Source organism: Aureimonas altamirensis, assembly GCF_001463885.1.
Taxonomy (GTDB): Bacteria; Pseudomonadota; Alphaproteobacteria; order Rhizobiales; family Rhizobiaceae; genus Aureimonas; species Aureimonas altamirensis.
In genome coordinates this window covers 243894-257657 of the sequence record NZ_BBWQ01000018.1, presented here as the reverse complement: position 1 = coordinate 257657, position 13764 = coordinate 243894, and the positions used below count along the sequence as shown (strand labels likewise).

At 64.7% G+C, this 13764-nt stretch carries 14 protein-coding genes and 1 tRNA gene; 7 read left to right on the top strand and 8 right to left on the bottom strand.

The annotated features are described in order from the left end of the window. Positions 1 to 5 precede the first annotated feature (5 nt). The 4 genes from AUL31_RS14040 to AUL31_RS14025 are packed head-to-tail and all read right to left on the bottom strand — an operon-like array spanning position 6 to position 3798. Entirely contained in the window at positions 6 to 806 is an 801-nt protein-coding gene (locus AUL31_RS14040) for an ABC transporter permease (protein ID WP_060607726.1), read from the bottom strand. Beyond that, the gene (locus AUL31_RS14035; RefSeq protein ID WP_060607723.1) at positions 803 to 1708 is read right to left on the bottom strand and encodes an ABC transporter permease; all 906 of its coding nucleotides are present in this window, start codon (positions 1706 to 1708) and stop codon (positions 803 to 805) included. Before AUL31_RS14035 ends, AUL31_RS14040 begins: the two co-directional genes overlap by 4 nt. After that, positions 1705 to 2748 carry an ABC transporter ATP-binding protein gene (locus AUL31_RS14030; protein ID WP_060607720.1) on the bottom strand — a complete coding sequence of 348 codons (1044 nt, stop codon included), beginning with the start codon at positions 2746 to 2748 and terminating at the stop codon, positions 1705 to 1707. The genes AUL31_RS14035 and AUL31_RS14030 overlap by 4 nt, the downstream gene beginning before the upstream one ends. A 3-nt stretch (positions 2749 to 2751) precedes the next feature. After that, positions 2752 to 3798 (bottom strand): ABC transporter substrate-binding protein, encoded by a 1047-nt coding sequence (locus AUL31_RS14025; protein WP_060607717.1) that lies wholly within the window; start codon positions 3796 to 3798, stop codon positions 2752 to 2754. A 97-nt stretch (positions 3799 to 3895) separates the two neighbouring features. Between AUL31_RS14025 and AUL31_RS14020 the strand changes: the two genes are divergently transcribed. Next, positions 3896 to 4804, top strand: coding sequence for a LysR substrate-binding domain-containing protein (locus AUL31_RS14020; protein WP_060607714.1), 909 nt, complete (start codon positions 3896 to 3898; stop codon positions 4802 to 4804). Here AUL31_RS14020 and AUL31_RS14015 read toward each other — a convergent pair. After that, positions 4788 to 5912, bottom strand: coding sequence for a GGDEF domain-containing protein (locus AUL31_RS14015; protein ID WP_159439804.1), 1125 nt, complete (start codon positions 5910 to 5912; stop codon positions 4788 to 4790). The genes AUL31_RS14020 and AUL31_RS14015 overlap by 17 nt on opposite strands. A gap of 235 nt (positions 5913 to 6147) precedes the next feature. Between AUL31_RS14015 and AUL31_RS14010 the strand changes: the two genes are divergently transcribed. Further along, on the top strand, positions 6148 to 7155 hold the full coding sequence (locus tag AUL31_RS14010; protein ID WP_060607708.1) for a bile acid:sodium symporter family protein: 1008 nt from the start codon (positions 6148 to 6150) through the stop codon (positions 7153 to 7155). Here the strand turns inward: AUL31_RS14010 and AUL31_RS14005 are convergent. Continuing rightward, complete coding sequence (locus tag AUL31_RS14005; RefSeq protein ID WP_060607704.1) at positions 7086 to 7904, bottom strand: alpha/beta fold hydrolase; 819 nt, start codon at positions 7902 to 7904, stop codon at positions 7086 to 7088. The two genes, AUL31_RS14010 and AUL31_RS14005, sit on opposite strands and share 70 nt — an antisense overlap. A 74-nt stretch (positions 7905 to 7978) precedes the next feature. Here AUL31_RS14005 and AUL31_RS14000 point away from each other — a divergent pair, with 74 nt between their 5' ends. Continuing rightward, positions 7979 to 8434, top strand: a complete 456-nt coding sequence (locus AUL31_RS14000; RefSeq protein WP_060607701.1) for a TspO/MBR family protein — start codon at positions 7979 to 7981, stop codon at positions 8432 to 8434. Positions 8435 to 8438: 4 nt separating this feature from the next. On the opposite strand, the gene AUL31_RS13995 is transcribed toward AUL31_RS14000, so the two are convergent. Next, complete coding sequence (locus tag AUL31_RS13995; protein ID WP_060607698.1) at positions 8439 to 9731, bottom strand: amidohydrolase family protein; 1293 nt, start codon at positions 9729 to 9731, stop codon at positions 8439 to 8441. A gap of 150 nt (positions 9732 to 9881) precedes the next feature. Between AUL31_RS13995 and phnN the strand changes: the two genes are divergently transcribed. After that, entirely contained in the window at positions 9882 to 10475 is a 594-nt protein-coding gene (gene phnN / locus AUL31_RS13990; RefSeq protein WP_060607696.1) for a phosphonate metabolism protein/1,5-bisphosphokinase (PRPP-forming) PhnN, read from the top strand. A 104-nt stretch (positions 10476 to 10579) separates the two neighbouring features. Further along, positions 10580 to 10664: transfer RNA gene (locus tag AUL31_RS13985), tRNA-Leu, on the top strand. A gap of 13 nt (positions 10665 to 10677) precedes the next feature. Here the strand turns inward: AUL31_RS13985 and AUL31_RS13980 are convergent. Further along, a complete protein-coding gene (locus AUL31_RS13980) occupies positions 10678 to 11574 on the bottom strand; it encodes a LysR family transcriptional regulator (protein WP_060607693.1) in 897 nt (298 codons plus the stop codon). A gap of 96 nt (positions 11575 to 11670) precedes the next feature. Between AUL31_RS13980 and AUL31_RS13975 the strand changes: the two genes are divergently transcribed. Both AUL31_RS13975 and AUL31_RS13970 read left to right on the top strand, forming a co-directional pair. Beyond that, a complete protein-coding gene (locus AUL31_RS13975; RefSeq protein ID WP_060607690.1) occupies positions 11671 to 12696 on the top strand; it encodes an NAD(P)-dependent oxidoreductase in 1026 nt (341 codons plus the stop codon). Continuing rightward, complete coding sequence (locus AUL31_RS13970; protein WP_143190222.1) at positions 12693 to 13745, top strand: ABC transporter substrate-binding protein; 1053 nt, start codon at positions 12693 to 12695, stop codon at positions 13743 to 13745. Before AUL31_RS13975 ends, AUL31_RS13970 begins: the two co-directional genes overlap by 4 nt. Positions 13746 to 13764: the final 19 nt, after the last annotated feature.

Here is a 13764-nt window from a genome sequence, read left to right as displayed (position 1 = left end):
TGCGGTCAGTTCCGGCCGGGGCCGACAAGCAACCGTTCCATTCCGAAAATGCGATCCAGGACAACCATCACCACCACCGTCAGTGCGATGAGGATGGCCGATACGGATGCAACCAGCGGGTCGATATTGTCCTGGATGTACAGGAACAGGCGAACCGGCAGCGTCGTCGTCTGCGGCGTCGAGATGAAGACGCTCATCGTCACCTCGTCGAAGCTTTGAATGAAGGACAGCATCCAGCCCGAAATGACGCCCGGCAGGATCAGCGGCAGCGTGATGCGCCGGAACGTCGTCCACCGCGATGCGCCGAGCGAGACTGCCGCGTTTTCCACCAGCCGGTCGATACCCACCGACGCTGTCAGCACCAGGCGCAGCGCGAACGGGAACACCACCACCAGATGGCCTGCCACCAGCGTGGCGGACGATACGCCCAGCCCCGTTTCGGTGAAGAAGCGCAGGAAGGCGATGCCCAGCACCAGATGCGGGATCATCAGCGGCGATTGAAACAGGTTCAACAGCGCCGCCCGCCCGATAAACCGATGCCGTGCGATGGCAAGAGCCGCCGGCACCGCCAGCACGACCGCCAATGTCGACGCGACGGCCGCCAGCCACAGGCTGTCCACGAACGACCGGACGAATTCCGGCCGGTCGGCGATGGCGCGGAACCAGCGCAGGGAAAAGCCGGACGTCGGCAGCGACAGATAGCCGTTGGGCGTAAACGCGACGATGCAGACGGTGACGATGGGCGCCAGCGTGAAGATGACGACGAAGGTATGGAAGGCGAGCGCCAGGAAGCCGTTGCGTCTCATTCGAACACCTCAGCATAGCGTCTTTCGACGAGCCGGTTGCAACCGACGATGATTATGATGATGGCCACCAGAAGCAGCATCGCGATCGCCGCGCCGAGCGGCCAGTTGAGCGTCGACAGGAACTCGTCATAGGCCAGCGTCGCTGCCACCTTCAGCCGCCGGCCGCCGATGATGGCGGGTGTCGCGAAGGCCGATGCCGCCAGCGCGAAGACGATGATGCAGCCAGACAGGATGCCCGGCATGATCTGCGGCAGCACGACACGCCGGATGACGGTGCCGGGCTTTGCGCCCAGGGACACGGCGGCATTCTCGACCTGCGGGTCAAGCTTCTGCAGCGAGGCCCAGACGGAGATCACCATGAAGGGCAGCATCACATGCGCCAGCGCGATGATGACGCCGGTTTCGGTATACATGAACTTGAGCGGCGTGCTGAGAATGCCGATGCCCATCAGCCCCTGGTTGATGATGCCGTTGGAGCCGAGCAGCATCGCCCAGCCCAGCGTGCGCGCGACGACCGAAATAAGCAGCGGGCCCAGCATGACCAGCAGGAACAGGCTGCGCCAGGGCGCCCGCATGCGATGCAGGATGTAGGCTTCCGGCGCGCCCATCAGCATGGCCAGCAGGGTGACGAAGGCCGAGATGCGCAACGTCCGCAGGAAGATGTCGTGGAAATACGGGTCGCCGAATATCTCGACGTAATTGGCCAGCGAGACGTCGTCCGTTACCCCGGTATACATGCCGAAAGAGTGCAGCGACAGCATCGCCGTCATGGCCAGCGGCACGATGATCAGCGTACCGACGACCGTAAGGGCCGGCAGGCTCAGCAGCAGCGGAGCGAAGCTGCGTCGCCTGCGGGCGGCAGCACCGGCGGCGGGCGCCGGCAATGTCGCGGTGCGGCTCATCGTGCATCACCCTCATGCACGGGCAGCACCCGCATGTCGGCCTCGGCCCATGTCAGGCGCACCGGCTCGGACACTGCGGGCAAGGCCCTGCCGCCATTCGGTGCGATCACCGACACGTCGCCGACCTCGCTCTCGATCTGGAAAGCCCATTGGCTGCCCTGGAAAACGCGCTTGCGCACAACGCCCCGCAGCCCCTGTCCATCGCTGAAGGCGATCCGTTCGGGCCGCACGGTGATCAGCACCCTGCCCTTCAATTCGGGCCGGGCCACCGGCCAGTTCTGGTCTTTCAGGGACACCGAAGTTCCGGTGGAATGCCCCTCGAGCGTGTTGGTGCGCCCGAGGAAGCTGGCGACGAAGCGCGTTTCGGGTACCTGGTAGGCCGCTTCCGGAGCGCCGACCTGCTCGATCCGTCCCTTGTTCAAGACGACGACGCGATCGGACAGTGCCATCGCTTCGTTCTGGTCGTGCGTCACGAGGATAGTCGTCAGCCCCGTGCGCTCCTGGATGTCGCGCAATTCGCTTTGCATCTCTTCGCGCAGCTTGGCGTCGAGGTTCGACAGGGGTTCGTCGAGAAGCAGAAGGCTCGGCTCGATCACCAGGGCCCGCGCCAGCGCGACGCGCTGCTGCTGGCCACCGGACATGCGGCGCGGATAGCGCTCCGCAAAGCCTGAAAGCCCGACGAGATCCAGTGCCGCGGCCACCTTGCGGTCGCGCTCGGCCCGGCCCACCTTGCGCATCTCCAGCCCGAAACCGACATTGTCGGCAACGGTCATATGCGGAAACAGCGCATAGCTTTGGAAGACGATGCCAAGGCCGCGCCGGTCGGGCGGAACCTGAGACAGGTCCCGCCCCTCCAGCATGATGCGCCCGGATGTGACGTCGACGAAGCCGGCGATCATCTGCAGCGTGGTTGTCTTGCCGCAGCCGGACGGCCCCAGCAGAGACACGAACTCGCCGCGTTCGACGCTGAGCGAAATTCCGTCCACGGCAGTCACGCCGTCATAGATCTTCGTCAGCCTTTCCAGGACAAGGAAGCTCATGGCTCAGCCTTCGACCTCGCGCGTCCAGCGCGTGTTCCACTCTTCGCGAACCGGGTTGACGTAAGACCAGTCGATCACACGCAGCTTGCCCACCTGCTCCGGTCCGTAGGGGATTCCCACCGCCTCTTCGTCCGTCAGCTTGGCGTTCTTGTTCACCGGCCCGTAGCCGTAGTCGCGCGCGATCTCTTCCTGCACCTCGGGCGAGAGCATGTATTCGATCAGCGCCTGCGCCTCCGGCTGGTTCTTGCCGGCAACGGGGCAAGCCACGATGCCCAGGGCGACGGCGCCTTCCTTCGGATAGACCATCTCGACCGGGAAGCCGGTGTTGGCGAGCGAGTTGATGCGCGCCGAACCCCATACCGACAGCACGGCCTGGCCGCTCTGGAACAGGGCGGTCATCTGGCCGGGTGACGGCTCGTAAGCCAGGACATTGCTGTCGATCGTGTCGGCAAAGGCGGCAAAGCCCGGGTCGATGTTGCGCTCGTTACCGCCGTCGAGCTCGGCTTCCATCACCAGCGCGTGCAGACCATAGGTGTTGGACAGCGGCGGCACGATCAGCTTGCCGGCATATTTGGGGTCGCGCAGGTCGGCCCACGATGTCGGCGCATCCCAACCCTGCTCGGCGAAATAGTCCTTGTTGTACATCAAGCCGGTGGCGACGACGCCGATACCGGTGGCCTGGTTACCTTCGATCTTGGCCGTGTCGAACAGGTCCGCGAAGACCGGGGCATCGTCGAGATCGCGGCACAGGCCCAGCGCGAGCGCCTGATACATCGGCCCGTCGTCCATGATGGCGACATCGACCTGGGGGTTGGAGCGCATGGCGACGAGGCGCGCGAGCGTATCGGTGGAGTTGCCGGCCAGATACTCGATGCGAACGTTATGTTCGGCCTCGAATTTCGGGAAGACCTTCTCCCGCATGGTCTGCTCGTAGGAGCCGCCATAGGCGGCGACATACAGCACTTTTTCCTGGGCGCCGGCGGTGCCGGCCATCGTCAGGCAGGAAATCGCCACGGAGGCGAAGAGGGTCGTACGCGCTCGTTTGCTCATTGTTGCGTCCTGTTCAGAATTGCGTCACTTGGCAACGTTCTAAAATTCGGCTCTATACGTCAAATCAGATTTTAGGGTCGTTCCATGTGGAAATGTTATGATCACGCATAGGCAGGTCGAGGCGTTCCGCGCCGTCATCCTTGCAGGCTCGGCAACCGGTGCCGCACAGCTCATGTCTTTGACGCAGCCTGCCGTCACGCGCCTGATCCAGGACATCGAATACCGGTTGCAACTGACGCTGTTCGAGCGTCGAGGCGGCAAGCTGGTTCCGACAAGCGATGCGATAACGCTCTATCGCGAAGTCGAACGGTCGTTTCAGGGCCTGGAGCGGATCGAGCGGCAGGCGGCGGACCTGCGTGAGCGCCGGGTGGGACGGCTTCGCATTGCTGGCCTGCCGGCACTGGCGGTGGACTTCCTGCCGGCCTTCGCGGCGCGCTTTCTGGCAGCGCGGCCGACGCTGGAGATCACCGTTCTTGGCCCGACATCGCCGCTGGCGCTCGATTGGGTCTCATCCGGCCAATGCGATCTTGCCGTCGTCCACGAGCAGTTTCAAAGCACCGCCGTCAGGACAACGCCTCTGCCGCCGTTCGAGGCGGTCGTCGCCTTGCCCCGCTCGCATCCGCTGGCGTCGAAACACGAAATCCATGCGACGGATCTGCATGAGCAGGATTTCATCACGCTGGCCGCCCCATCGCTGATCGAGCATACGATCTCCAGCGTCTTCGCCGCACATCGTGTCCGGCCCAGGCTTCGGGTCGAATCACCCCTCACCATGATGGCCTGCCGGATGGCGGCCGAGGGCATCGGCATTACTCTGGTGGACCCGTTCACCGCCGATCACTATGCCGGGGAAAGGTTGGTCGTGCGGCCGTTCCGACCTGCCATCCTGTTCGAATGGGCAATCATAACGCCGTCATTCACCCCGGTCGCGCCCCTGGCGGAAGAGTTCATGGCCGGTTTCATCGCCGAGTTTGCCGCGCGCATCGCCGTCAATCGAACCGGTTGACGCCGCCACCCTGACGCTTTCCCTCGTACAGGCGCGCATCCGCCCTGGCCAAGGCAGCATCGACGCCGGCGCTGCCGACGGATGCTCCACCGATGGTAGCGCCGATCTGCACACTATGGCCGCCGCCAAGATCGACCGGAAGTCGGGCCGCCTCACTCAGCCGGGCCGCAACCTCTGCCGCCTCGCAGGCGGTTGCCGGAGAAAGGGCGATGACGAACTCGTCACCGCCGACGCGGCCGATCTGCCCGGATGCGCCCACGGCATCGCGCAGGCGGCCTGCGACGGTGCGCAACACGAAGTCGCCCATCTGGTGTCCGAACCTGTCATTGATCGGCTTGAAATCGTCGAGATCGAGATACAGCACGTATGGACGTTCCGGCAGGCCATCGGCCGTCGCATCCCGTGCCATGTTCTCGATGGCACCGAGAATGGACACCCGGTTGGCCAGGCCGGTGAGATCGTCGTTCATGGCAAGAAAGGCATTGCGCTTCTGCGTCGTAATGGTTGCCGCGACGCTTTTGTGCGTCGCCTTCACGAGATGCATGATCCCCAGAATCCAGATCGGGCCAAGAGCCAGTATGACCGGCATTTCAGCTATGCCGGTAAACAAGCTGGCCAGCAGAAACGGCACACCGACGATCAGAACCTGCGTGCGGGCCAGCCGTGGTATGCCGGCGTTGTTATAGGCCGACGTAAAGGCAAACCCCGTCATGGTCAGCGCCGCGACCGTCGTCAGCACGATTTCTCCCGTCAGCATGCAGAGCGCGCAGATGAGCCCGACGGTCGAGGCCCAGGCGATGCCCGACAGGACAACCAGGTTGGACGCGGCAAGGCCGTGGCGGGCGCGGTGCAGGCCCACCATTCGTGCCGAGGACGAGGCCGCTACCAGAAGCAGCAGCGGCATTGCCTGCGCCGGCTTGTGATACGCATAGATCGCAACCTGCAGCGTCAGGCATACGCAGCCGAACATCACGACGGCGACCCCGCCGGATGTCGAGCGCAACAGGTCTTCTACGATGGATGCGTCTGTCGACGCATCGGGTTTAAGGAACCAATCGACCAACGGAACGGTGACACGTGCATCGACGCGTTCTGCGATGCCTCTCAATGCAGTACCCCCTGCTGAAGCCGGCCTGGCGGTACCGGTGCAGTCGCATGTCATGTCCCTTGTAAATTGCGTTAACCAATAGTTTCAGGCTCGGCAAGATCGTTGCTTAGGCAGCCAAGCATGCCGTGCTGCAGCGCCGCATCGTACGCGGCCTCTTGACGGAAACGTGATCGCGGGGGCAATAGGTGTACCAATCGTTACGCCTGCTATCAGAGACACGATCGGCTGGATTATCATGCGCCTGCGCCTTCCCATCGACCGGCAAACGCTTCTCCTTCTGGGTGCGGTGGCCATCGCCGTCGTCCTACCGGCACGGGGGCAGGCGGCAGAGATCTTCGAGTGGGTCGTCTACGGAGCGATCGCCCTGCTCTTCTTCCTGTATGGCGCGCGGCTGTCGCCAAAGGCCGTTTGGCAAGGGCTGCTTCACTGGCGCCTTCAGGGGCTTGTCTTCCTGTTCACCTTTGCGGTCTTTCCGGTGCTTGGCCTATTGGCGGTCCTGGTGCTGGGGCCGGTGATGTCCGATCCGCTGGTGGCCGGCATCCTGTTCCTGACGCTGCTGCCCTCGACGGTACAATCCTCCATCGCCTTCACCTCGATCGCCGGGGGCAATGTCCCGGCCGCGCTGACAAGCGCGTCGCTCTCCAACCTGGTCGGAGTGCTCGTGACACCGCTTCTGGTGGTGGCGCTTATGCACTCGAGCGGATTGGGCTTCGGCCTAGACCAGATCCAGAAGATCGCCCTGCAGATCCTGGCGCCGTTTGCCGCCGGCCAGGCGATGCGTCCGCTGATCGGCGCCTTCCTGACGCGCCACCGGCCGCTGACGGCCTTCGTGGATCGCCTGTCTATCCTGCTGGTCGTCTATGCCGCCTTCAGCGAAGGCATGAACGCCGGCGTCTGGTCTACCATTGGCTGGCAGGACCTCGCGCTCACGGTGCTGGCGTGCTGCGTCATCCTGCTGATCGTTCTGGCAGCCACCACATGGACAAGCCGGAAGCTCGGCTTCAGCCGCGCGGACGAGATCGCCATCGTGTTCTGCGGCTCCAAGAAAAGCATGGCGACGGGCATTCCGATGGCCGGCATCCTGATGCCGGGCCCCGCCCTGGCCATGATGGTCTTGCCGCTGATGCTCTTCCATCAGATCCAGCTATTCGCCTGTGCCTGGATGGCGCAGCGCTATGCGGAGCGGGCGTCGGCGGATGCATCCGATGTGGTCGATGCGCCTGTGGTCCAGGCGCGGCGCTGAAGCGCCGACAAGGCGGCCACCACCGCGGCGGGCCGCTCCAGCGGCAGGAGATGGCCGCAGCCTTCCTCTACCGACAGCTCGGCATCGCTATAGACGGTCATGTTCGTTGCCCTCTGCCCGGCTTCGCCGAGGTCGCCATCTTCTGTGCCGACGAGAATCGCACAGGGCATGTCGAGCCCGCCCACCCGGCTTGACCAGTCTTCCCTGCTGCCGGATTCCAGCCACGCCGTCCATGCCGCGGCCGAACTGGCCATGACGTCTGCAACGGCAAGTCTTGCCGCGTCTGCCGGCAGGGGCGCGCCGACATTGGCCGAAACGAACGCGGTTGCTTCGCGCTCATCGATGTGGCCATCCGCCGCCCAGGCGATCATCTCGGCTCTTCTGTCCTCGCCCATCGGCTCCGGCGAAGGCGGCGACCCCGCCAATAGAAGAACGCCCCGCGCCGGCGAAAGGCCGCCGATTTTGCCGGACGCGAGAATGGTGGCGAACTTGCCGCCCATGCTGTGCCCGGCGACGATCCAGCCTTCGCCGCCGACCTGCTCGGCAATGTCGCCGGCCAGGGCGGCGACCGTGTCGCCGACGCTCAGCGCGCCCTGCCCGGCCGCGCTTCCGAAGCCCGGCAGATCGGGTGCGAAAATGTCGAATGTCTCTTCGAAATGCGGGGCGATATCGCGCCACGCATGTCGGCTGGAGCCGAAGGCATGCAGCAGTACCAGAAGCGGCTTCTCAGCGATCTTGCAATTCGTCACGGGAGCGCCTCTTCTGCCTGGGTCCCGGACAAACGACCGGGGGATTATTCGAGTTGCACAGAGTATGGTATCCGATGACATCCAGGTATTTTTCCCTCGCCATCTTCCTGCTGATCGCCGTGGGCGGGGGCCTGCTGATCGGCGCCAACAATGTGCCCGGCGCGTGGTATGAGGGCTTGCAGAAGCCGTGGTTCAACCCGCCCAACTGGATCTTCGCGCCCGTCTGGACCGTGCTCTACGTGCTCATCGGTATCGCCGGATGGCTCGTCTGGCGCAGGCGGGATCGCCCCGCGCTGACGCTGTGGTTCCTGCAGATGGGCCTGAACTTCATCTGGACACCGGTTTTCTTCGGCGCAAACCTGCTCGGCCCGGCACTCGGCATCGCTCTTGGAATGCTGGCGGCGGCCGTCGCGTTCACCGTCCGTGTGTGGACGGTGGAGCGCCGTGCCGCATGGTGCTTCGTGCCTTATGTCGCGTGGGTGGCCTTCGCCAGCCTGCTCAATGGCGCCTTGTGGCAGTTGAACGCTTGAACGCTCAACCGACCGGGGGCGCATAGGCGGAGGGCGCCACCATGGCGGGTCGGCCGGGCAGGCTCAGTTCGGCGCGGCGCGGCTCGGCCCGGCTGATCAGCCTGCCGCGCCGGTAGACACGCAGTCGCGGGCTGCGAAGGCGCACCGCCTCGATGGCGTCCGCCGCATCCAGGATGACCAGATCGGCATTGCAGCCTTTTTCCAGCCCATAGGACTCCAGCCCGAAAGCCGATGCCCCGGCGCGCGTCACCGCGTCAAAGCACCTTGTGACAGCGTCGCGGCTGGTCAGGTGCCCGGTATGGACGGCCATATGCGCGACATCCAGCATGTCGGCATTGCCCATCGAGTACCATGGGTCCATGCAGCTATCCTGCCCGAAAGCCACGTTGACACCCAGTGCCCACAATTCCGGCACGCGCATCATGCCGCGTCGCTTCGGATAGGTGTCGTGCCGGCCCTGCAGGACGATGTTGGCAACCGGGTTCGGCACACAATGGATCTGCGCCTCCGCGATCAACGGCAGCAACTTGGAGACATAGTAATTGTCCATCGAGTGCATGGAGGTCAGATGCGAGCCGGCCACCCTGCCCTGAAGCCCGAGGCGCACGGTTTCCGCTGCCAGGGTCTCGATATGGCGCGACATGGGGTCGTCCGTCTCGTCGCAATGCAGGTCCACCATCAGGCCCCGCTCTGCGGCGATCTCGCAGAGCCGGGTAACCGACCGGGCGCCGGCTTCCATCGTCCGCTCGAAATGCGGGATGCCGCCGACCACATCGACGCCCATGTCCAGCGCACGCAACAGGTTCGCCTCTGCGTTGGGAGCGCGGAACAGGCCGTCCTGAGGAAAAGCCACCAGTTGCAGGTCCAGATAGTCGCGGACCGTATCCTTGACTTCGAGCAGCGCCTCGACGCCCACCAGCCTGTCGTCGCACACATCGACATGGCTGCGGACCGCAAGCAGCCCCTGCGAAACCGCAAGATCGCAATAGCGCAGGGCCCGCTCCACGACCGCGTCCTTCGTCAACAGCGGTTTCAACTCGCCCCAGAGCTGGATACCCTCCAGAAGCGTCCCGCTGCGGTTCAGGCGCGGAATGCCGAGCGACAGCGTCGCATCCATATGGAAATGGATATCCACGAAGGGCGGCGAAACCAGATGTCCTTCGGCGTCGACTACCTCGCCGGCTTCCGCATCCACGCCCGCCTCGACGGCCTCGATCCGGCCGTTGCGGACCGCGATATCGATGCCGCGCCGTCCGTCCGGCAGGGTTGCATTGCGGATGATAAGATCGAAACTCATGCGGGGTTTCCTCGCGCTGCGGGAAATGGGAATCAAGGGGGTGCCGAGGACGCGTTTTTGTCCGGTCGGCCGGATGATGAGTGCCATCGATTTGTACCGGCTTTCCCTCCGATGTCGAATCGATGGAATGGGTAATCAGGGGATATCGAGATGCCGGGCAATGACGCCACGAAAGAGCCGAAGGGTTGTCTCGTCGCGGTGGTGGGCCCCAGCGGCGCCGGCAAGGACACCGTCCTGGCGGCTGCTGCCGAAAGGGCAAGCGGCGCTTACGGCGTCCTGTTCGTGCGGCGTGTCATCACCCGGTCCGAGGGACCCAACGAAGACAACGAAGCGATGACGCCGGGGGCGTTCCAGGCCGCACAGACGGCGGGCCGGTTCTGCCTGTCCTGGAGCGCACACGATCTTTCCTACGCCCTGCCCGCCTCGGCGCTGGCGCATACGCTTGCCGGTGGTGTCGCGGTTGCCAATCTGTCACGGCGTGCGCTTGCCCCTGCCGCGACGATATTTCCGTGCCTTGCCGTGATCGAGATCACCGCGCCCGGCGAGGTCCTGCGTGCCCGGCTTCTGGCGCGAGGGCGCGAGACGGAGCGGCAGGTGGATGCGCGGCTGGCACGGGCGGTGCCTCTGGATGTTCCGGGTACGGCCCGCCTTCATGTGCGGATCGACAATTGCGGGCCGCTTGCCGACAGCGTCGATCGCTTCGTCGATGCCCTGGCGCTGCTGCGCCAGCCGGAAACCATTTGAAGCCGCGCACAACCGTGAAGGCGGCATCTGGAAATACGCACGAAGCTATCGTATAGGGGCATGTCCGTGCCGGAATCGATTGCGTATCCGGCAAGGTGCACCGTGCGGGTGTGGTGGAATTGGTAGACGCGCCGGACTCAAAATCCGGTTCCGAAAGGAGTGTCGGTTCGACCCCGACCACCCGCACCACCCTTCAACCTTGTCACTGACCTTGCAGCGGCTCATCTGCCTCGATAACCGACCTCAGGAACCGGGCAATCGTCATTGCAGCGGGCGAGCGGTATGCGTCGGAGCGATAGAGCAGGCCGAAGGAGCGGCGGTACGTCGTTTGCTCGCACTTCAGTTCGACGAGGTCGGACGCGGCCAGGCGCTCTCCGGAGCAGAAGCTGAGAAGATCGCTCTTGCCTACAAGGCGCGGCATAAGCACGAGCGAGTTGACCTCCACCTGAACACGCGGCTTGCGTAGCCCCGCACGCTCGAACGAATGATCCAGCCAGCGCCGCAGCACAACCGAACTGGACGGCAAAATCCAGTCGTAGTCGAGCATCTCCTCCATGCGACCTTCCCGACCGGCAAGTGGATGGCCGGCACGCGCCACCACCACGACGTCGTCCGAGATCAGCGGTTCATATTCGAACTCGTCACCACCCGGCGCGGTCGGGCTGACCAGCATGTCCAGCCGGTCCTCGCGCAGCGCGTCGCGCAGGACGTCGTTCATGCCGGTCATGAGGTCGAGCGTGATGCCGGGCGCCTCCCGCACGATCAGCTCGATCACCTTCGGCAGGAGCGTCTCGGTCATCGTCGCCGCCGCACCAAGCCTGACATGCCCGCTGACGCCGGTGGCATGATCGCTCACTTCTCGCCGGGTCTCCTCGATCCTCTGCAGGATCGCCTTTGCCCGCTGGTGGAAGACCAGGCCGGCCGGCGTCGCTTCGACATGGCGTCCCTTGCGCGTCAGGAGTGGCGTGCGCAGGGCATCCTCCAGCCGGTCGACGCACTTCGTCACGGCAGGTTGCGTAACGCCGAGGCGGGCGGCCGCGGCCCCGATACCGCCGCTCTCCATGACGGCAACGAAGTAACGCAGGTCTCGCTCGTTCATTCCATTCCCTGCAGTTATGTTTGGAAGAAATTTATCTATTAGACAGAATGAGTCTGCAATGGTTCGTTATGCCTCGTTCTGGGAGGATCATCGAACATGCCGCGCATCGTTCTCGTCACAGCCCCTTCGCTTGCGCCAGCGGGACGCGCCGTCCTCGACGCGGCCGGCTGCGACGTCCGCCACGTCTCCGACTTCAGCGACACCGAAGGTCTGCATCGGATTCTGTCGAGCCATCCGGTGGAGGTCATCATTTCGCGGACCATGCATTTGTCCGCCGAAATGATGGACGCCTGCCCGACGCTGCGGGTGATATCCAAGCACGGCACGGGCACCAGCAATATCGACATGGATGCGGCAAGCGAACGCGGCATCGCCGTTTTCTCCACGCCCGGCGCGAACGCGCGCGCCGTCGCCGAGTTCACGATCGGTGCGATGATCGCCGCCATGCGGCGCGTCGCACGCTTCGATCGAAGCGTGCGGGCCGGCGAATGGGTTCGCAGTGGCGACGGGGCCGAATTGTCGGGGCGCACGCTGGGTCTGGTCGGCTTTGGCCGCATCGGGCGTCAGGTCGCGGTCGTTGCCCAGGCGCTCGGGATGCGGGTTCTCGCCTATGATCCGATGATCGATCCGTCCATCGCCACGCTCGAAGGCGTGCTCCTGGTCCATGACCTCGACGTGCTCGTCCAGCAGAGCGACGTCCTCAGCCTGCACTGCCCGGCCGTGCGCGGCGCCCCGCCGATCCTGGACGCGCGCCGTCTGGCGCTGCTGCCAGCGGGCGCGGTCGTCGTAAACACCGCCCGCGGTGAACTCGTCGACGAAGCCGCGCTGGCCGAGGCGCTGGCGGCGGGTCACCTTTCGGCCGCCGCGCTGGACACATTCACGCAGGAGCCGCTCGCCGACGGGCCATTGCGGCGCAGCCCCAACGCCGTGCTGACGCCGCACATTGGCGGATCGACGCCGGAGGCGCTTGCCGAGATGGCCGCGCAGGCCGCACGCAACGCCGTCGCCTATCTTGACGCGCTGGAAGCCGACTTGCCGCTGGCCGGAGAGGTTGCGGCGCTCTGCCTCAATCGCACCGTTCTGGGAGGACGGATCGCACATCCGCATGGCGCAACGGCTTGAATAACGGCCGCCCAGGCCGCATCGAACAACAAGGGGAGGAACATATGAGCAAGTGGAAGAGGACGATCTCGGCCATCGCGTTGGCCGCGGCGACGATAGTTGGCGGGCCGAGCGCCGCGAGCGCGGAGGAGATCCGCATCGCCGCGGGCACCGGCATCCTGTTCGCGCCCTTCCACGTCATGAAGGAAGCGGGCCTGATCGAGAAGCACGCCGAGGCGCTGGGCGTCGATCTCGAACCCGAATATCTGAGTTTCCCGTCCGGCTCTGCCGTTACAGATGCGCTGATATCCGGCAATGTCGACATCATCGGCGTCGGGCTGTCCAACGCGCTGCTGCTCTGGTCCCGCACGCGGGGCGACATCAAGTCGATCGCTGCGGTCAGCGGAACGGAAAGCGTGCTGGTCACGAAGGACCCGGCGGTGCAGAGCCTTGCCGACTTCAAGCCCACGAACCGCATCTCGGTGACGTCGCTGCGCGTCTCCAACCAGGCGATCTACCTGCAGATGGCGCTGGATAAGGAATTCGGCGAGCCGAACCGCCTGGACGCGATGATGGTGCAGCTTGGGTTCACCGACGCGGTGCAGGCCATGGTAACGCCGAACGGCGCGATCGACACCATGTTCGCCGGCCCGCCCTATTACCAGCAATTGCTCGCCATGGAGGGGATGCACCCCGTCCTCAGCACGCTCGACGTCGCAGGCCCTACGACGAACCTCATGGCGGTCGCCCGCACGGCCTGGCACGACGAGAGCGAGCAGGAGCGTCAGGTCTTCCTTGCCGCGCTTGCCGAGGCGCAGGAGATCATCAACACCGACCCTCAGCGTGCGAGCGAACTCTACCTAGCCTCGACGCAGGAACGCTTCGATCCCGCCGAGTTCGCGCAGATGCTCTCTGACGACGGCAACATCTTTCAGTCGTTGCCGAAGGGAACGTTCCAGACCGCGGCGTTCATGGCCAAGATCGGCCTGATCCGTGAGGCCCCCGCCGACTGGCGGGACTATTTCTTCGACGATCTGAAGGGCCGGGAGGGCTCGACCGAAGCCGACTGAACGAAGACGCGGGCTGCTC